A 17,819-nucleotide genomic window follows, 5' to 3' on the forward strand; every position below is an offset into this window, starting at 1 on the left:
CGCGGCTAAAGCACGCAGTGCGACAGCACGGGCAGCTGCGCGCGCGTGCGCTCGATCTGCTTCGCGTCGATGTCGAACAGCACCACGCCTTCATCGCTCGCCTGCTGCGCCACCACCGTGCCCCAGGGATCGATGACAAGCGACTGGCCCCAGGTCTGGCGGCCGTTCTCGTGCGTGCCGCCTTGCGCGGGTGCCACCACCCACGCGAGGTTCTCGATGGCGCGGGCGCGCAGCAGCACTTCCCAGTGGGCCGCGCCGGTGGTGCGGGTGAAGGCGCTGGGCACCAGCAGCAGGTCGGCGCCCTGCTTGGCGAGCGCGCGGTACAGCTCGGGAAAGCGCAGGTCGTAGCAGACGCTCATGCCGATGCGCCAGTTGTGGCCGTCGCGCGAAGGCAGGTCGAACACGACCGGTTGGGCGCCCGGCGCGATGACGCGGCGCTCGTCGTAGCGCTCGGTGCCGTTGTCGAAGAAGAAGAGATGGATCTTGTCGTAGCGCGCCACGCACTGGCCGTCGGGCGCAAAGGCCAGCGAGCTGTTGAAGACGTGCTCGGCATCGGTGCTCTCGATGGGCAGCGTGCCGCCCACGATCCACAGGCCGAACTCGCGTGCGGCATCGGCCAGGAACCCCTGCACCGTGCCCGCGCCGGCTGTCTCCCGCAGGCCCAGCTTGTCGGTGTCGCGCGCGCCCATCATGCAGAAATACTCGGGCAGCACCGCGAGCTCGGCACCCGCCGCGGCGGCCTCGGCAAGCAGGTCGTGGGCGCGCGCGAGGTTGGCTTCGCGGGCGATGGCCGACACCATCTGGATGGCTGCGACTTTCATTGCGTGGTCTCCGTTTTCTTGCCTTCTTCCGCGGCTGCGGAACCGGTCCGGCCCGGTGATCCCGGCAATCCCGGGAGGCTCGGCATTTGCAGCGAGCGCGGTACCTTGGCTATTTTGGGGTCGGCCCAGGTGCCTTCGATGTGGAACTCCTGCGTGGCGGCGGCGGCGAGCGGCTTGCTCAGCACCCATTGCGCGAGGAAGGTGCCGAGGCCGATGGCCGGGTTGATGGCCGTGGCCACCAGCGCGGCAGTGCCGGCGTTGATCTCGGGCACCACCACCACGCGCAGGTTCTGCGTCTCGCGCACGATGTCGGCCGAGCCGTCCATGAGCGCGGCGGCGTTGACGCCCTTCATCTGCAGGTTGTTGGTGCTCGCGATGCCCTTGTTGATCTTGGCGTCGCCGCGGATGAAGTCGAAGGCGAAGCCCTCGCTGAACACGTCGCGGAAGTCCAGCGTGAGGCGGCGCGGCAGCGCCTGCAGGCTCAGCACGCCGAGCAGCTTGGCCAGCCCCGGGTCGGCCTTGAGGAACTGGCCCGATTCCACATCGACCTGCAGGTTGCCGCCCAGGCTCGGATAGTCGAGCGAGAACGGCGAGCCGCGCCAGTTGACGTCGCCTTCCAGCCGCCCCTTGCCGCGCCGCAGCACGCCGGGCATGCCGAAGCGCGCGAGCAGGTCGCCTGCATCGGCGATGTCGAGGCGGAAGGTCATGGCCGTGCGGCGCTGGCCGGCGGCGGCGCCGGGAATGGCGGCCCAGGTGCCCTTGGCCGCGAAGCTCGCCTCGGGCATGGTGAAGGTCAGCTTGTTCAGCAACCACTCGCGGCCCGCGCCGCCCCGGTTGACCGCGTCGATCTCGGCGCGGCCCAGGCGCTTGCCGAGCAGTTCGAAGTCGTCGATCACGATGTCCAGCGCGGGCAGCGTGCCGGGCTGCTCGTCGAGCAGGGCCTCGACCTGGGTCGCCTCGGACGGCGCGATCTTCAGGCGCGCGAGCCGCGCATAGAGCCGGCCGGCCTGCGTGTGCCGGTACTCCGCGTAGCCGCTCAGTTCGGTGGCGTCGATGTTGGCGCGCCAGAGCGCCCCTTCGCGCGTGCCGCCCAGCACCACGTTGTGCAGCGTGCGCCCGGCAACGCCCAGCTGCTGCGCGCGCACCGCGATGCGCGTGGGCATGTAGGCCTGCGCGGCGTCCTCGCCGGCGCCGGGGGCTTCGCTCGGGGTGCTGCTGCTCGCGGCGGCGCCCAGGAGGGCGTCCCATGCGGCGATGTCGAGCTTGTCCACATTGACGTTCGCGAACACGCCCTTGTCGGGCAGGCTCGCGGTCTCGCCCGCCGAAAGGCCGACGCCGATGCTGCCGCGCAGCACGCGCGCCTCGGCACCCGAGATGTCGCGCACGAACTGCACCGCGCCGACGCGGCCCAGTTCCAGCGAGAGCTGGTCCTGCGTGGCGACGGTGGCGCCGCCCTGGCGGCTGTCGCGGGTCTCGCGTGCCAGCACCTTCTTCTCGATGCGCAGCGGCATCTGCTCCTCGGCCGTCTTCATGAGCGGCGCCGGCAGTTGCAGCGCGAGGCCCTGCAGGCTGCTCGTGAGCGAGAGCTCGGAGGCACCGTCGCGCACCGAGAACGTGGCCGCGTACGGCGTGCTGCCGGTGGCCTTCTCGGCGAGGCGCGCGAGCCAGTCGACCTCGCGCGCGCCGCGCAGGCCCTCGGCGGTGGCGGTGCCCTGCGCCTTCAGCGCGACCTCGCGGTTGGGGCCGGTGAAGCGGCCCTTGCCTTCGAGGCGGATGTCGCCGCCGAGCAGCTTCGCCTGCACGCCGGCCAGAGAGAAGCCGGTCTCGGTGAAGTTCAGCGTGCCTTTGCTGTGCGTGAGCGAGGGCGCCTCGGGCACGACCTGCAGTTCGTTGTCGGCCAGTGCGACGCTGGCCTGCACCTTGGCGTTGTCCATCGCCGCGAGCGGCAGCTCCAGGTGCAGCTTGTAGTCGGCCGAGCCGGTGGCGCGCGCGGTGCGCATGATCTCGCCCGTCTCGCCGGCCAGCGGCGCGCCCACACGCAGCACCTCGCCGAGCGGGCCCTTGGCCTGCACATCGACGCGCAGCACCTGCGCGTGGTGCGACAGCTCGGGAATCTGCGCCTCGCCCTTGGTCACCTCGACACCGGTGGCGCCGACCAGGCGGCCGCGCGCATTGCGCACCAGCATGCTGTCGCGCTCGAACACCAGTTCGCCCGAGAGGGCGGTCAGCGCCGGCCACACCGGGGCGGGCGCTGCGCTGCGGGGCGATGTGGCGGCGAGCGAGGGCGGCACATAGGCGTAGTCGACATCCGCCACCTTGGCCGCGATGCGGAAGTCGCCCAGCTTCGGGTCCTTGAACGGCATGTCGTGCAGATCGCCGCGCACGCGGAAATCGACGGTGCTCGCCGTGCCCTTGGTGACGGCGTCGCGCACGTAGTCGCGGGTGTGCTGGGGAATTTCGAGCGGCAGGTAGCGGAACACGCGCGTGCCGTCGGCCCGGGTGAGCTTGCCCTGCAGGTCGAGCACACCGGGGAAGCGACCCTTGCCGCTCGAGACCGCCGGATCGCTGGTGCGCCAGCTGGCCTCGGCATCGCCCTCGGCGTCGGTGTTGGCGAAGCGCAGCTTGGAGACCTGCAGCTGCGCGTTGCCGTTGTCCAGCTTCCACTGGAGCTGCGTGGAGAGCCGATCGATCGGGATCACGGGCTCTTCGAACACGCCCGGGAATTCGAGCGTGCCTTGCGCGATGGCCAGCGTGGCCGTGCCGCCGGCCTGCGTGGCGTCGAAGTCGACGGTGGTGCCGCTCAGGCCGGGCGTGCCGGGATGGGCGCGAGGAGGCGTGGCCGTGGCCGCTGCCGTGGCAGGCGTCGCAGGTGGAGCCGGCTGCGAGGCCACGCGCAGGCCGCTCACGCGGCCGCGCGCCTGGTACTTGTCGGGCGCGCCCAGCGAACCCTGCCAGCTCAGGTCGATGTGCTCGACCAGCCCGCGCGGCGCGTAGCTGTCGAGCACGCGGTGCGTGGCATCGCCCAGCGGCAGCCGGTCGGCGATGAGCGCGAGCGCGGCCAGGTCGAGCCGGTCGGCGCGCAACGCGCCCTTCTCGGGCGTTCGGCCCTTGGCCGGCGTGTGCTGCAGCCAGAGGTTGCCGCCGGGCCAGCGCATGCCGTCGGAGGTGTCGAACTGCAGCGCGGTGGTCGAGAACTCGAGGGTGTCGTCTTTCAGGTGCCCCGCGAGGCGACCGGTGACCGAGCGCAGCACCAGCGGCTGCAGGCCCTTGCCCAGCGAGGCATCGACGCGGTCGAGCCCCAGGTCGGCCGCGCCGCCCACGAGCTGGCCGTCTTTCACGTCGGCCCAGAGGCGCACCGCGCCGTTGCCTTCGCGGATGCGCGCATCGAGCGAAACGTATTGGCCGAGGCGGGTGACGTCGATGTAGGGCAGGTCGGCGTAGATCTGGCCGTCCCAGGTCTGCCAGCGGCCGGTGCGCACCGACAAGAGCGGCTGGCGGAACTGCCCGCGCAGCGTGAAGCGCTGGCCCCAGCCGGCGGGCGGCGTGGCGTCGAGCCTGAGGCCGTGGCGGCGGCCTCCATTGCGCGCCACGAAGCGCACGTCGGTCAAGAGAAGCGGCTCGGCCTGGCGCTGCTCGTCGGTCCAGCGCACGGTGCCGCCTTCGATGACCAGCTCGCGCTGCGCGAAAAACCAGTCGGCGGCGCGGGTCTCTCCGGTCGTATCGGTGTCCATGTGCAATCCAGCCACATGGAGTTTTCCCTGAGCATCGCGGCGCACGTCGAGCTGCGGCCCCTCGATGTAGAGCTGCTCGAAACTGAAGCGCCAGATCGATCGAGGCGACACGCTGGCCACCACGCGCACGAGGCGAAGTGCCTCGCGCTGGTCGGCATCCTGCAGCACCACGTCGCGCAGTTCGAAGGCCGGGAAAAGCCCCTCGGGACGGGCGGTGATAGACCCGATGCGAACCGGCACGCCGATGGCCTTGCTAGCCTGTGCCTCCAGAGCGCCGCGGAAATCACCGATTCGCGGCACAATCCACGCGTGTAGGACAACGACTGACAGCGCCAGCAGAAGCCATGCAGCGATCAGCAAACCCAACAGCCAGCGCGCCGTCACAGCGGTGATTTTGAGCAGACGTGAAGGGGTAGACGCCGTGTCGTTCATTGAGGATCGCGCTGTGTCGGGAATTATGACCGCCAGCATTCAGAGGGGTTCCACGGAAACCGATAGCAGTGTGAACCAGTTGCCAGCCACTTCGACGCAGACCGCACAGGTCGCGTTCTCTTCCTACTCCCGTTTTGTCCAGCGCCTGCGTCGCAGGTATGCGGCCGAGCTTGCGTTGCTTCCCCCGGGCGAGCCGCGGCGCGAATCGATGACCGTGGCCTTCGAGGCATTGCGCCAGCGCGGTGATGCGGTGGGCGATGCCTTGCGCATTGTCAGGCAGCTCGTGATGGAGCGGCTCGTTACGCTCGATTGCGACCAGCAAGCGCCTCTTGCCGTGGTGACCACCGCGGTCACCGAACTCGCCGAATTCGCGCTCGATATCGCCTGCGCCGATGCCTGCCGCGAACTCGACGCGGTGCATGGCGCGCCGCTCGGCCCCGAGGGCCAGCGCGCGCAGCTCTGGGTGATCGGCATGGGCAAGCTCGGCGCGCGCGAGCTCAACGTGTCGAGCGACATCGATCTCATCTATCTCTACGACCTCGACGGCGAGACGAAAGGCGACGCCGACGGGCGCGGGCGCCTCGCGAACCAGGAGTACTTCTCGCGCGCCGTGAAGCGCATTTATGCGCTGGTGGGCGACACCACCGAGCACGGCTTCGTGTTCCGCGTCGACCTGGCGCTCCGGCCCAACGGCAACTCGGGGCCGAGCGTGGTTTCGCTCGATGCGCTCGAAGAATATTTCCAGGTGCAGGGCCGCGAGTGGGAGCGCTTCGCGTGGCTGAAGAGCCGCGTGGTGGCGCCGCGCGATGTCGTGCTGAGTGGCAATGCACAGGGTCTGCGCGGTGCGGTGCTGCCCTTCGTGTTCCGGCGCTATCTCGACTACAGCGTGTTCGATTCGCTGCGCACGCTGCACCGGCAGATCCGCGAGCAGTCGGCACGGCGCAGCGCCGGCCGGCCCGAGCGTGCGAACGACGTCAAGCTCTCGCGCGGCGGCATCCGCGAGATCGAATTCACCGTGCAGCTCCTGCAGGTGGTGCGCGGCGGGCAGTTCCCCGAGCTGCGCACGCGGCCCACGCTCGACGCGCTGCAACGCCTCGCACGCGCCAACCTCATGCCGCAGGAAACCGCCGATGCGCTGGCCCTCGCCTACGAGTTCCTGCGCCGCGTGGAGCACCGCATCCAGTACCTGGACGACCAGCAGACCCACGTGCTGCCGGTGGCCGACGACGACCTGCGCTGGATCGCGCAGTCGATGGGTTACGCCGACTGCTGCCCTTTCCTCGCGCAGCTCGACACCCACCGCGAGTTCGTAGCGCAGGAGTTCGACAAGCTGCTCGGCGGCGAGAAGCCATGCAGCGGCAAGTGCAACGGCAAGAAGGCCTCGGCCCCTACCGATCTGGCCGACCTGCTCGATGACCTGCCCCCCGTTTTCGCCGAGCGCATCCGCGACTGGTGCGAAACGCCGCGCGTGCTCGCGCTGCGCGAAGAAACCCGCGGCCGGCTGCGCCAGCTGGTGCAGCGCACCGGCCAGTGGCTGAAGGAACCCGATGGCGATGGCCCCGGCCAGACGCCGCGCCACGTCGATGCCGCGATGCGCTGGGCCGACTGGATCGAACCGCTGATGCGCCGCGAGAGCTACCTAGCGCTGCTGGTCGAACGCCCCGCCGTGCAAGAACGCCTGCTGCGCCTCTTGGGCGCCGCGAAATGGCCCGCGCGCTACCTGATGCAGCACCCCGGCGTGATCGACGAGCTCGCGAGCGACGAGATGCTGTCCGGCCGTTTCGTGGCCGACGAATTCGAGCGCGAGCTCGAGGCACGCCACGCGTCGCTCACCCGCACCGGCGAGGCCGACGAAGAGCGCCTCTTGAACCTGCTGCGCCATGCCCATCACGCCGAGGTGTTCCGCGCCCTGGCGCGCGACGTCGATGGCCGCATCACCGTCGAGCAGGTGGCCGACGACCTGAGCGCGCTGGCCGACACCACGCTGCGCGTGACCGCCCGCTGGTGCTGGCCCCATGTGCGCAACCGCCATCGCGAGGTGGCGCAGTTCGCCATCATTGGCTACGGCAAGCTGGGCGGCAAGGAGCTGGGCTACGGCAGCGACCTGGACATCGTGTTCGTCTACGACGATGACGACGAGCGCGCCGGCGAGGTCTATGCGGCCTATGTGCGCAAGCTGATCAACTGGCTCACGGTGAAGACGCGCGAGGGCGACCTGTTCGAGATCGACACGGCGCTGCGGCCCAACGGCAACTCGGGTCTGCTCACCACCAGTTTCGAGGCCTACGAGAAGTACCAGCTCCGACGCGGCAGCAACACCGCATGGACCTGGGAGCACCAGGCCATGACGCGCGCGCGCTTCGTGCTCGGCAGCGCGGACCACGGTGCCGAACTGGGCGTGCGTTTCGACCAGGTGCGCGAGGCCGTGCTGGTGTCGCCGCGCGACCGCGAAGCGCTCAAGGCCGAGATCATCGCGATGCGCGACAAGCTGCGCGGCGCACGGCCGGTGAAGGCCGGCCGCTTCGACGTGAAGCACAGCCCGGGCGGCATGGTCGATGCCGAGTTCGCGGTGCAGTTCCTGGTGCTGTCGTCGTCGGGCGAACACCCCGAGCTGATTCCGAACGTGGGCAACATCGCGCTGCTGCTGCGCGCCGAACTGGCGGGGCTGCTGCCCGAAGGCATCGGGCGCAGCGCGGCACGGGCGTATCGCGAGCTGCGCCGCGTGCAGCATCGCGCGCGCCTGAACGAAGAGCCGACACAGGTCACCCCGCCCGCATTGGCCGCGGAACGCGACGCCATGCTGGCGCTCTGGAAGGCGGTATTTGGCTGACGGAGCCCGCTACCGCACGACCACCGCGCTGGCTGCGTGCGCGGTTGCCGGCGCCGTCTTCCTCGCCGGTTGCGCGAGCGGTCCGCGCAGCGGTGGCGGCGTAGCCAGCGGCCGTGACGGCCCGGGCACGAACATCCCCTCGGACCTGGACCGCGTGCCCGACGCCGAGCCCCGCATCGAACCCATCCGCAACAGCGGCGGCACCAGCAAGCCCTACACGGTGCTGGGCCGGGGCTACCAGCCGATCACCGACGACCGGCCGTTCCGGGAGTCGGGGCTGGCTTCCTGGTACGGCCGCAAATTCCACGCCGCATCGACCTCCAGCGGCGAGCCCTACGACATGTACGCGATGACGGCCGCGCACAAGACGCTGCCGTTGCCCAGCTATGTGCGGGTGCGAAACCCGGCCAACGGGCGCGAGGTGATCGTTCGGGTGAATGACCGCGGGCCCTTCGTCGACGGACGCGTCATCGACCTGAGCTACACGGCCGCGCTCAAGCTCGATCTCTTGCGCGGCGTGGCGCCGGTGGAGATCGAGCGGATCACGAACGAGGACATCCGCACGGGCGCATGGCGGCGGGATTCGGGGACTGCGTATGCGGCAGCTTCGCCGGCACCGCGCGCCGCGGCTGCGTCGGTGCCTGTGCCCTCGGCCTGGGTGGCGCCGGTGGCGATGATGAATGCGCCGGCGGCTTCCACGATGCCTGTCACACCGCAAACACCGGTGACGGCGATGGCACCTGTGGAACAACAGCAGCCCGTGGCGCAAGCAGCGCCGCAGGCCGTCGAAGCAGATGTGCCATCACCGCCGCGGCAGCCGATCGTGGTCACCGACCTTGCGCCGATGGCACCGCTCGACGTACCTGCAAGGACGCCGTCGGCAGCTTCAGCAGCCGCGCCGTCTGCAGCCTCGGCGACGGGTTTCTGGGTGCAGCTCGGTGCCTTCCGCGAACGCGACGGTGCGGAAACCCTGCTGAGCCAGGCCGCACGTGGATTGCCTTCGCTCGCGCCGCAACTGCGCGTGTTCAGCGAGGCCGGCACGCACCGTCTGCAGGCCGGGCCGTTTGCCTCGCGCAACGCGGCCGGCGAAGCCGTCACGCAGTTGCGCGAAAGCCTGCGGATCGCGCCGATGGTGGTCGAGCGCCGCTGAAGAAGCTCAGTCCAGCGCCTTCAGAGGCACCGGCACGCGCATGCCGACGTTGATGCGGTTCCAGGTGTTGATCTGCGCAACCGCCACGGTGAGCTCGGCGATCTCGACATCACTGAACTGCGCCTTCAGCGCTTCGAACTCGGCTTCGCGCTCGTCGTGGTGGTCGGCCAGCCGTGTGAGCGATTCGGCCCAGGCCAGCGCCGCGCGTTCGCGCTCGTTGAAGAAGCTCACTTCGCGCCAGGTGGCCAGGCTGTTGATGCGCTGCCATCCTTCGCCCTGCTTGCGCAGATCGCGCACGTGCATGTCGAGGCAGTAGGCGCAGCCGTTGATCTGCGAGACGCGGGCGAAGACGAAGTCGAGCGTCGTCTTGCCGACGGTGCTCGCATCGATGCTGGCGCTGACGGCCAGGATCGCTTCGAAGGTCTTGGGGATGGTCTTGAACCAGTTCAGGCGAGGGGTCGTGTTCATGCGAAGGCTCCAGTGGATGGGTTGAAGAAAAATCTGCTTCCTACCCACTGAAGACGGGCCAGCTTTCGGCCCTGTGACACGCCGCGCGAACTATTTATTTCGAGGCGAAGCGCTCCGCGATGCGGGCGAGCTTGTCGGGATTGCGCTGCACGCGGATGCGCGCGATGCGGTCGCCCTCGATCTCGAAGGTCTGCGCCGATTCGAGCTCACCGTCAACGAAGCGCAGGAGGCCGGGCTCGCCGTTGATCTCCACCATTTCCATGCGCACCACCGGGCCCATGCGGCGCCAGAGCGAGTAGTAGAGCTGCGCGAGGCGCTGGTTGCCGGTGAGCACCTTGCTGAACGACTGCACCTTGCCGCCGCCGTCGCCGATGAGCTCGACCTGTTCGGTCATCAGCGCCTTCAGGTCCTGCATGCTGCCGCGCGCGGCAGCATCGGCGAAGGCGCGCAGCAGGCGTTGGTGGGTTTCGCGCGAGACCTGGTAGCGCGGGCGGGCGTCCTGCACCTGGGCCTTGGCGCGGTGCACCAGCTGGCGGCAGGCGGCTTCGCTCTTGCCGAGCGTGAGCGCCACTTCGTCGTAGTCGGCCTCGAACACCTCGCGCATCAGGAAGGCGGCGCGCGCCTCGGGGGCCAGCCGCTCGAGCACGGCGAGGAAGGCGACGGAGATGTTGTCGGCGCGCTCGAGCGATTCTTCGGGCGTGTCGGGTGATTCGGTCAGCGTGGGTTCGGGCATCCAGGCGCCGATGTAGTGCTCGCGCTGGACCTTGGCGGCGCGCAGCCGGTCGATCGACAGCCGCGTGACGACCGTCACGAGCCAGGCTTCGGCGCTGTCGAAACTGGCCTTGTCGGCTTCATGCCAGCGCAGCCAGGCGTCCTGCACCACCTCCTCGGCCTCGGCCACGGAACCGAGCATGCGGTAGGCAATGCCCTGCAGGCGGCGACGGTGGCTGTCGAAGGTAAGGGTCGGGTCGTCCATGCCCGATTAGACGTTCGGCGCCCGCGGGTTGTGACACCGGGCGCCCAAAAAAATCGCCCCGGATTGCGGGGCGAAGTTTCTGGTTATGCGCCTTGGTACTCGGGCTTGGGCCCCAGGGTGGCGGCGACTTCCTTGCGGTACCGGTTCAGTTCCTGCACGGTCTTGAAGCTGCGGTTCATCAGGAGGCTCAGGTTGTGCAGGATGCGCTCGCCGACCTTGGTTTCCCAGACGGCATCGAACTTGATCTGCTTGTCGAGCCAGTGCTCGAGCCAGTCCGGGTCGGGCATGCGGCTCTGGATGGTGTCGTTCGGGAACAGCGCCTTGTTCACGTGCAGGTTGGTCGGATGCAGGGCCTGGGCGGTGCGGCGGGCACTGGCCATCAGGACGCCGACCTTGGTGAACGCGGCACGGGCCTCGTCGCCGAACTTCTCGAGCGCGCGCTTCATGTAGCGCAGGTACGCGCCGCCATGGCGGGCTTCGTCCTGGCTCAGCGTGGTGTAGATGTGCTTGATGACCGGCTCGGTGTGCCACTGGGCGGCACGGCGGTACCAGTGGTTCAGGCGGATCTCGCCGCAGAAATGCAGCATGAGGGTTTCGAGCGGGGGGGCCGGGTCGAAATCGAAGCGCACTTCGTGCAGCTCGGCTTCGGTGGGCGCGTGCTTGGGGCTGAAGCGCTTGAGGTACTCCATCAGCACCAGGGAGTGCTTCTGCTCCTCGAAGAACCAGATCGACATGAAGGCGGAAAAATCGCTATCGTGGCGGTTGTCGCGCAGGAACATCTCGGTGGCCGGCAGCGCCGCCCACTCGGTGATGGCGTTCATCTTGATGGTCTGGGCCTGCTCTTCCGTCAGCAAGGAAGCGTCGAACGACTGCCAGGGAATGTCCTTGTCCATGTCCCAGCGGACGGATTCGAGTTGTCTGAAGAGTTCCGGATAGAGCATCAAAGTCTTTCTATGGCCGCCGATTTTAGTCGGCCCGTTTGGCGCGCCCATGACAGACGCGCGATGATGCGAATACGTGCGCCGTAGCGGCACGGATGCACACCCCCCACTTTTGAACCAGGAGCCCGCCATGCGAACCCTTTTCTTATTGTCGACGCTCTGGCGCTGCACACCGGCGGTTTCCCTCGTGGCGGCGCTGTTTACGGCGCTTCCGGCGAGTGCCCAGACACCGCCCGCCGCGCCTGCTCCGGCAGAGGCTGCAGGTTGCCCCGCCATCCTTCAACACACCTTCCCGCGACTGCAGGACGAAAAGCCCCAGACTTTGTGCCAGTACTCCGGAAAGGTGGTCCTGGTGGTCAATACGGCGAGCTTCTGCGGCTTTACCCCGCAATACAAGGGCCTGGAAGCACTGGACCTGAAATACCGCAACCGCGGGCTGGTGGTTCTGGGCTTCCCGTCAAACGATTTCTCCCAGGAATCGGGCTCCAACAAGGAAATCGCCGACTTCTGCGAAAGCACCTTCGGCGTGAAGTTTCCGATGTTCGCCAAGTCGTCGGTGCGCGGAACGGACGCCAATCCGCTGTTCAAGCAGCTCGCCCAAGCCTCGGGCACCACGCCGAAATGGAATTTCTACAAGTACCTGATCGGTCGCGACGGCAAGGTCGTCCAGGCTTGGTCGAGCATGACGGCGCCGGATGAAAACGGCTTCGTGAACGTCATCGAGAAGCAGCTCGGGACAAATTAAGACTGACCAGTTCACAAAAAAACGAATCGGTAATATTATTTACCGATGCGTCCAACCAATCGTGAACTGAACGTCACAAACGTTTACCACTGCACCGGGAACCCGGCCCCGGGAGCCGCGCTCATAATTTGCGTGGGTGGTCAACGCCCACCAGTTTTCATGTTGCGAGGTCTTCCAGGCGCTTGCCGTCTGGTCGAAATCCCGAGGCGATTCTTCTCCTCCTCCCTCCCTCCCTCCTTCGCGTCGGGGCGCCTCGCAGCATTTTTATATTCCCGCCGGAACAAGGGCCCGCGATGACGCAGCCCCTTCGAGTCGCCGTCATCGGCGCCGGCATCTCGGGATTGGCCGCAGCACACGCCCTTCGCGATTCGGCCCGCATCACCCTGTTCGAAGCCAGTGACTACTTCGGTGGCCACGCCCACACGGCAACGATCGAGCTGCCACGCTCTTCGGCCGACCCGACCCACGTCCCTCACGGCGTCGACACGGGCTTCCTGGTCTACAACGACCGCACCTACCCGAACCTGATCCGCCTGTTCGCCGAACTCGGCGTCGAGACCGCGCTTTCGGAGATGTCGTTCTCGGTCCAGGCCACCCGCGACAACGGCGGCCGCCTCGAGTGGAGCGGCAACAACCTCGCCACCGTCTTCGCCCAGCGGCGCAACCTCGCCGACCCGCGCTTCCTCGGCATGCTGGCCGACCTTTTGCGCTTCAACCGGCTGACCACGCGCATCGCCCAAGCCGGCACGGAGGGCGAACTGGCCCAGCCGCTCGGCGATTTCCTGGACGCCCACCGCTTCGGCGCCGCCTTCCGCGACTGGTACTTCCTGCCGATGATGGGCTGCATCTGGAGTTGCTCGACCGCGCAGATGCTGGCGTTCCCGGTCGCGACCATGATCCGGTTCTGCCACAACCACGGCCTGATCCAGACCGCCAACCGGCCGCAGTGGCGCACGGTGCGCGGCGGCTCGCGCCACTACGTCGAGAAGATCGTCTCGGGCCTGGAAGACAAGCGCCTGCGCACCCCCGTGCGCCGCATCACCCGCACCGACGACGGCGGCGTGCTCGTCGCCACCGACGCCGGCACCGAGCGCTTCGACCACGCGATCCTCGCCACCCATTCCGACCAGTCGCTCGCCATGCTCGGCGACGCGAGCCCCGCCGAAGCCGCCGTGCTCGGCGCGATCCGCTACCAGCCCAACCACGCCGTGCTCCACACCGACGCCTCGGTGCTGCCGCAGCGCCGATCCGCCTGGGCCGCCTGGAACTACGAGCGCGCGGCGGCCAGCGAGCGCGAATCGGGCCGGGTCTGCCTGCACTACCTGCTGAACAAGCTGCAGCCGCTGCCGTGGGAGCAACCGGTGATCGTTTCGTTGAATCCGGTCCGCGAAATCCAGCGTAGTCAGGTCATGGCCGAATACGACTACGACCACCCGGTGCTCGACCTTGCCGCGATCCGCGCGCAAGCCGAGGTGTCCGCCCTGCAAGGCCAGCGCAACACCTGGTTCGCCGGCGCGTGGATGGGCTACGGCTTCCACGAAGACGGCCTCAAGGCCGGCCTGGCCGCGGCCGCCGGCCTGCGGGCGAGGTCCGCAGCGTGACCCAGGAGCGCCCGCTTCCGTTGATGGGCTTCGGCGAGGTGCGCCATGCGCGTCTGCGTCCTGCGCGCAACGCCTTCGTCTATCCGACCTATTTCCTGATGCTGCCGATGCGCACTCTCCGCGCGCACGGCAGCGACGCGCTCGCGCTCAACAGGCGGGCGGCGCTGTCCTTCCACGACATCGACCACGGCGACGGTCGCATGCCCGCGCAAGGCGGCGCGCTGGCCTGGCTCGACGACCTGCTGGCCGCCCACCAGATCCACGACGCGACCGGCGAAGCCTGGCTGCACTGCTACCCGCGCGTGTTCGGCTACACCTTCAAGCCGGTGAGCTTCTGGTACTGCCACACGGCCGAAGGCGCGCTGCGCGCCATCGTGGTCGAGGTGAACAACACCTTCGGCGAGCGCCACTGCTACCTGCTCGACCGCCCGGTCTACGGCCAGGAGCTCAAGGCCACCAAGGCATTCCATGTGTCGCCGTTCTGCGAGGTCAGCGGCGGCTACCGCTTCCGCTTCTTCGTCGATGCCGAATTCGCCCACACGGTGGTGCGCATCGACCACGACGACATCGACGGTCCCTTGCTGCAAACCAGCGTCAGCGGCGAACTCGCCCCGCTGACCGCCGCCACCGTGCGCCGTGCGCTCTGGCGCTATCCCGCGATGACCTTCGGCCTCATTGCGCGCATCCACTGGCAGGCCGCCAGGCTCTGGCTCAAGCGCGTTCCTTTCGTCGCCAAGCCGGCGCCGCCCCGCCATTTCGTGTCCAGCGACCACCCGCACCAGCAGCAGGCGAACCCATGACTCCCACCACCACCGCCCCCCAGGTTTCGCGCTTTTCGCTGCCCCAGGATGCGCCCGGCGCCGCGCGCACCGTGCTCGGCCTGCTGCAGCGCCTGGCGCACGGCTCGCTCACGGTGCGGCTGCCCGACGATTCGGTGCGGCACTTCGGCGCCGCGCCCGGCAGCAGCGATCTCACGGCCTCGCTCACGCTGCGCAACTGGGAGGTCTGCAAGGCCGCGCTCAAATCGGGCGACATCGGCTTTGCCGAGAGCTACATCGCGGGCGACTGGACCACGCCGAATCTGGTCGAGCTGATCAAGGTGTTCATCGCCAACCGCCGCGCGATCGAGGACGTGGTCTACGGCAGCTGGTTCGGCCGCCTCGTGTACCGCGTGCGGCACCTGATGCACCGCAACAGCAAGGCCGGCAGCTCGCGCAACATCCACGCGCACTACGACCTGGGCAATGCCTTCTACAAGCTCTGGCTCGACGAGACGATGAACTATTCGTCGGCCTGGTTCGAAGGCAACTTCGACAAGCCGATGCCCGAAGCCCAGCGCGCCAAGGTGCGGCGTGCGCTCGAGCTGGCCGGCGTGAAGCCCGGCGACCGCGTGCTGGAGATCGGCTGCGGCTGGGGCGCGCTGGCCGAGATGGCGGCCTTCGATTTCGGCGCCTCCGTCACTGGCGTGACGCTCTCTACCGAACAGCTCGCCTTTGCCCGCCAACGCACCGCGGGCCTCTCCGCCGACCTGCGCCTGCAGGACTACCGCGACATCGACGACGCCCCCTTCGACGCCATCTGTTCCATCGAGATGGTCGAAGCCGTGGGCCGCGAGTACTGGCCGACCTACTTCCAAAGCGTGAGCCGGCTCTTGAAGCCCGGCGGCCGCGCCTGCGTGCAGAGCATCGTGATCGACGACCAGCTCTTCGACCGCTACATCGACTCGACCGACTTCATCCAGCAGTACATCTTCCCCGGCGGCTGCCTGCCCTGCCCGCGCGAGTTCCGGCGCGAGGCCGAGGCCGCGGGGCTGGCTGTGGTGGACGAGTTCGCCTTCGGCGCCGACTACGCCGAGACGCTGCGCCGCTGGCGCGAGCACTTCCTCGCGCAGCGCGGGCAGATCCTGCAGCTGGGCTTCGACGAGCGCTTCATGCGCATCTGGGAGTTCTATCTCGCCTACTGCGAGGCGGCGTTCTCGCAGGCCAACATCGACGTCGTCCAGTACACGCTGCAAAAGCGCTAGCCCTTCGTGTCCTCCTTCGGACCTCTGGCCGGCGTGCGCTATGGGCTGCTCGGCCTGCCACTCGCCTTCGTCGCGCTGCCGCTCTATGTGCTGCTGCCGAACCACTACGCACGCACCTTCGGCGTGCCGCTCGCCACGCTGGGCGCGGTGCTGCTGGGCGCTCGGTTGCTCGATGCGCTGATCGATCCGCTGCTCGGTCGGCTCAGCGACCGGCTGCACGCGCGCTCGGCGCAGGCGGTGCTGGGCTTCGGCGCTGTCGCCGCGGGCGTCTTGCTGCTGGGCTTCGGGCTGCTCTTTTTTCCGCAACTGCTGGTCGACCCTGCGCGCCATGGCGCGCTGCTCGTGGTGGCCGCCGCGCTGCTTGCGCTGACCTACGCGGGCTACAGCATGCTGAGCATCGCCCACCAGTCTTGGGGCGCGATGCTGGGCGGCGATGCCTCGCAGCGCAGCCGCATCGTGGGCTGGCGCGAAGGCATGGGGCTGGTCGGCGTGGTGCTGGCTTCGGTCACGCCGACGCTGGCGGGATTGCCCGCGACCGTCGCTCTGTTCGGCGTGCTGCTGGTGGCCGGATGGTTCTTCTGGACGCGGGCGCCACGGCCGGCACGCAACGCCGCGCCGCATGTATCGGTCGACCTGCGGCTCCCGCTGCGCCGTGCGCCGTTTCGCCGCCTGCTCGCGGTGTTCGTGCTCAACGGCATCGCGAGCGCGGTGCCGGCCACGCTGGTGCTGTTTTTCGTGCAGGACCGGCTGCGCGCGCCGGCCGCGATGGAGCCCGCGTTCCTCGGTCTTTATTTCGTGGTGGCCGCGGCGTCGATCCCGGCGTGGCTGCGCATTGTCCGCCGCTGGGGGCTCGCGCGCAGTTGGCTCGGCGGCATGTGCATGTCGGTGGCGGTGTTCGCATGGGCCGGTGCGATGGGCGCGGGCGATGCGGTGCCTTTTCTCGTCGTCTGCGCGCTGTCGGGTTTCGCGATCGGCTCGGACCTCGTGCTGCCGAGCGCATTGCTGGCCGGGATCATTGCCGACGCAGGTGATCAACCGCATGCCGGCGCGTACTTCGGCTGGTGGAATTTCGCGACCAAGCTCAACCTCGCGCTCGCTGCAGGCCTCGCGCTGCCGTTGCTCGGACTGGCCGGCTACGTGCCCGGCGCGCGCGATGCGTCGGCGCTGCAGGCGCTGTCGCTTGCGTACTGCCTGCTGCCCTGCGTGTTGAAGGTGGCGGCCGGTGCGGCGCTGTGGGCGCTGGTGATTCGATCGCCCGCTTCCGCCCTTGCGCTTCCTGCGAAGGCTGCGCCGTGAAGCCCTTCAATCCGCCGCTCGACGACTGGCAGGGCAAGACGGCTTGGATCGTCGGCGCCTCCTCGGGCATCGGCCGCGCGACGGCGCTGGCGCTGCTCGAAGGCGGCGCGCGGGTCGCGGTGTCGGCCCGCAACGGCGAAGCGCTCGAGGAACTCGCGGCGCTGCACAACGATGCCGCGATGCCGCCGCGGGTGATCGTTCTGCCGCTCGACGTGCGCGACGCCGCCGCCGTCGCCGCCGCCTATGCGCAACTGCAGGCGATGGCCGGCACCGTCGACCTCGTGCTCTTCAACGCCGCCACCTATGGCGTGCTGCGCGCGGACGCCTTTGCGCTCGACGAAATGCTCGCGCACCAGGAGGTCAACTACGTCGGCGCATTGAACGTGCTGGCGGCCGTGCTGCCCGGGTTCGTGGCGCGCGGCGCGGGGCACATCTCGCTCACCGCCAGCGTCGCCGGCTTTCGCGGATTGCCAAAGAGCCTGGCCTACGGCCCGACCAAGGCAGCGTTGACCAATCTGGCCGAAGTGCTCTACATCGACCTGCACGCACGCGGCATCGGCGTGAGCGTGATCCAGCCGGGCTTCGTGGCCACAGCGCTCACCGCGAAAAACGACTTCACGATGCCGGCGCTCATCACGCCCGCGCAGGCGGCCGAGGCCATGCTCGACGGCTGGCGCCGGGGCGCATTCGAGATCCACTTTCCGCGTCGCTTCACCTTCTGGATGAAGCTGATGCGGCTGCTGCCGTACCGGCTCTACTTTCCGGCCGTTGCCAGGTTCACCGGGCTCTGAAAAAGAAAAAGGCG

At 68.6% G+C, this 17,819-nt stretch carries 13 protein-coding genes; 8 read left to right on the forward strand and 5 right to left on the reverse strand.

Features of this window, described 5'->3' with window-relative positions:
- Positions 1-5: 5 nt before the first annotated feature.
- Positions 6-821, reverse strand: coding sequence for a carbon-nitrogen hydrolase family protein (locus QFZ83_RS27920; protein ID WP_307511637.1), 816 nt, complete (start codon positions 819-821; stop codon positions 6-8).
- Entirely contained in the window at positions 818-4,984 is a 4,167-nt protein-coding gene (locus QFZ83_RS27925; RefSeq protein WP_307511638.1) for a YhdP family protein, read from the reverse strand. Before QFZ83_RS27925 ends, QFZ83_RS27920 begins: the two co-directional genes overlap by 4 nt.
- Positions 4,985-5,009: 25 nt before the next feature.
- On the opposite strand from QFZ83_RS27925, the gene glnE reads away from it, so the two are divergent.
- Together glnE and QFZ83_RS27935 are read left to right on the forward strand one after the other, a co-directional pair.
- Positions 5,010-7,814: a bifunctional [glutamate--ammonia ligase]-adenylyl-L-tyrosine phosphorylase/[glutamate--ammonia-ligase] adenylyltransferase gene (gene glnE, locus QFZ83_RS27930; RefSeq protein WP_307511640.1), complete on the forward strand. Its 2,805-nt coding sequence runs from the start codon at positions 5,010-5,012 to the stop codon at positions 7,812-7,814.
- On the forward strand, positions 7,807-8,964 hold the full coding sequence (locus QFZ83_RS27935; protein ID WP_306881220.1) for a septal ring lytic transglycosylase RlpA family protein: 1,158 nt from the start codon (positions 7,807-7,809) through the stop codon (positions 8,962-8,964). The genes glnE and QFZ83_RS27935 overlap by 8 nt, the downstream gene beginning before the upstream one ends.
- A gap of 6 nt (positions 8,965-8,970) precedes the next feature.
- On the opposite strand, the gene QFZ83_RS27940 is transcribed toward QFZ83_RS27935, so the two are convergent.
- From QFZ83_RS27940 to QFZ83_RS27950, 3 genes are all read right to left on the reverse strand, one after another.
- Positions 8,971-9,432, reverse strand: a complete 462-nt coding sequence (locus QFZ83_RS27940) for a carboxymuconolactone decarboxylase family protein (RefSeq protein WP_306881221.1) — start codon at positions 9,430-9,432, stop codon at positions 8,971-8,973.
- A 94-nt stretch (positions 9,433-9,526) separates the two neighbouring features.
- Positions 9,527-10,408 carry an RNA polymerase sigma-70 factor gene (locus QFZ83_RS27945; protein WP_307511641.1) on the reverse strand — a complete coding sequence of 294 codons (882 nt, stop codon included), beginning with the start codon at positions 10,406-10,408 and terminating at the stop codon, positions 9,527-9,529.
- 83 nt (positions 10,409-10,491) lie between these two features.
- The gene (locus QFZ83_RS27950) at positions 10,492-11,349 is read right to left on the reverse strand and encodes a ferritin (RefSeq protein WP_041943094.1); all 858 of its coding nucleotides are present in this window, start codon (positions 11,347-11,349) and stop codon (positions 10,492-10,494) included.
- 130 nt (positions 11,350-11,479) lie between these two features.
- Here QFZ83_RS27950 and QFZ83_RS27955 point away from each other — a divergent pair, with 130 nt between their 5' ends.
- From QFZ83_RS27955 to QFZ83_RS27980, 6 genes are all read left to right on the forward strand, one after another.
- A complete protein-coding gene (locus tag QFZ83_RS27955) occupies positions 11,480-12,094 on the forward strand; it encodes a glutathione peroxidase (protein ID WP_013544225.1) in 615 nt (204 codons plus the stop codon).
- A 293-nt stretch (positions 12,095-12,387) separates the two neighbouring features.
- Positions 12,388-13,695 (forward strand): NAD(P)/FAD-dependent oxidoreductase, encoded by a 1,308-nt coding sequence (locus QFZ83_RS27960; protein WP_307511643.1) that lies wholly within the window; start codon positions 12,388-12,390, stop codon positions 13,693-13,695.
- 23 nt (positions 13,696-13,718) lie between these two features.
- On the forward strand, positions 13,719-14,495 hold the full coding sequence (locus QFZ83_RS27965) for a DUF1365 domain-containing protein (RefSeq protein ID WP_307512827.1): 777 nt from the start codon (positions 13,719-13,721) through the stop codon (positions 14,493-14,495).
- Positions 14,492-15,718, forward strand: coding sequence for a cyclopropane-fatty-acyl-phospholipid synthase family protein (locus QFZ83_RS27970; RefSeq protein ID WP_306881224.1), 1,227 nt, complete (start codon positions 14,492-14,494; stop codon positions 15,716-15,718). The genes QFZ83_RS27965 and QFZ83_RS27970 overlap by 4 nt, the downstream gene beginning before the upstream one ends.
- A gap of 6 nt (positions 15,719-15,724) precedes the next feature.
- Positions 15,725-17,014: an MFS transporter gene (locus QFZ83_RS27975; RefSeq protein WP_307511645.1), complete on the forward strand. Its 1,290-nt coding sequence runs from the start codon at positions 15,725-15,727 to the stop codon at positions 17,012-17,014.
- Positions 17,011-17,805, forward strand: a complete 795-nt coding sequence (locus QFZ83_RS27980) for an SDR family NAD(P)-dependent oxidoreductase (protein ID WP_307511647.1) — start codon at positions 17,011-17,013, stop codon at positions 17,803-17,805. The genes QFZ83_RS27975 and QFZ83_RS27980 overlap by 4 nt, the downstream gene beginning before the upstream one ends.
- The last annotated feature ends 14 nt before the right edge of the window (positions 17,806-17,819 follow it).

This window comes from Variovorax sp. W1I1 (genome assembly GCF_030815625.1).
Taxonomy (GTDB): domain Bacteria; phylum Pseudomonadota; class Gammaproteobacteria; order Burkholderiales; family Burkholderiaceae_C; genus Variovorax; species Variovorax paradoxus_C.

Coding starts and splice junctions, on each gene's coding strand:
- QFZ83_RS27920 (WP_307511637.1), bottom strand. CDS start 821: ATGAAAGTCGCAGCCATCCAGATGGTGTCGGCCATCGCCCGCGAAGCC.
- QFZ83_RS27925 (WP_307511638.1), bottom strand. CDS start 4,984: ATGAACGACACGGCGTCTACCCCTTCACGTCTGCTCAAAATCACCGCT.
- glnE (WP_307511640.1), top strand. CDS start 5,010: ATGACCGCCAGCATTCAGAGGGGTTCCACGGAAACCGATAGCAGTGTG.
- QFZ83_RS27940 (WP_306881221.1), bottom strand. CDS start 9,432: ATGAACACGACCCCTCGCCTGAACTGGTTCAAGACCATCCCCAAGACC.
- QFZ83_RS27945 (WP_307511641.1), bottom strand. CDS start 10,408: ATGGACGACCCGACCCTTACCTTCGACAGCCACCGTCGCCGCCTGCAG.
- QFZ83_RS27950 (WP_041943094.1), bottom strand. CDS start 11,349: ATGCTCTATCCGGAACTCTTCAGACAACTCGAATCCGTCCGCTGGGAC.
- QFZ83_RS27955 (WP_013544225.1), top strand. CDS start 11,480: ATGCGAACCCTTTTCTTATTGTCGACGCTCTGGCGCTGCACACCGGCG.
- QFZ83_RS27960 (WP_307511643.1), top strand. CDS start 12,388: ATGACGCAGCCCCTTCGAGTCGCCGTCATCGGCGCCGGCATCTCGGGA.
- QFZ83_RS27965 (WP_307512827.1), top strand. CDS start 13,719: ATGGGCTTCGGCGAGGTGCGCCATGCGCGTCTGCGTCCTGCGCGCAAC.
- QFZ83_RS27970 (WP_306881224.1), top strand. CDS start 14,492: ATGACTCCCACCACCACCGCCCCCCAGGTTTCGCGCTTTTCGCTGCCC.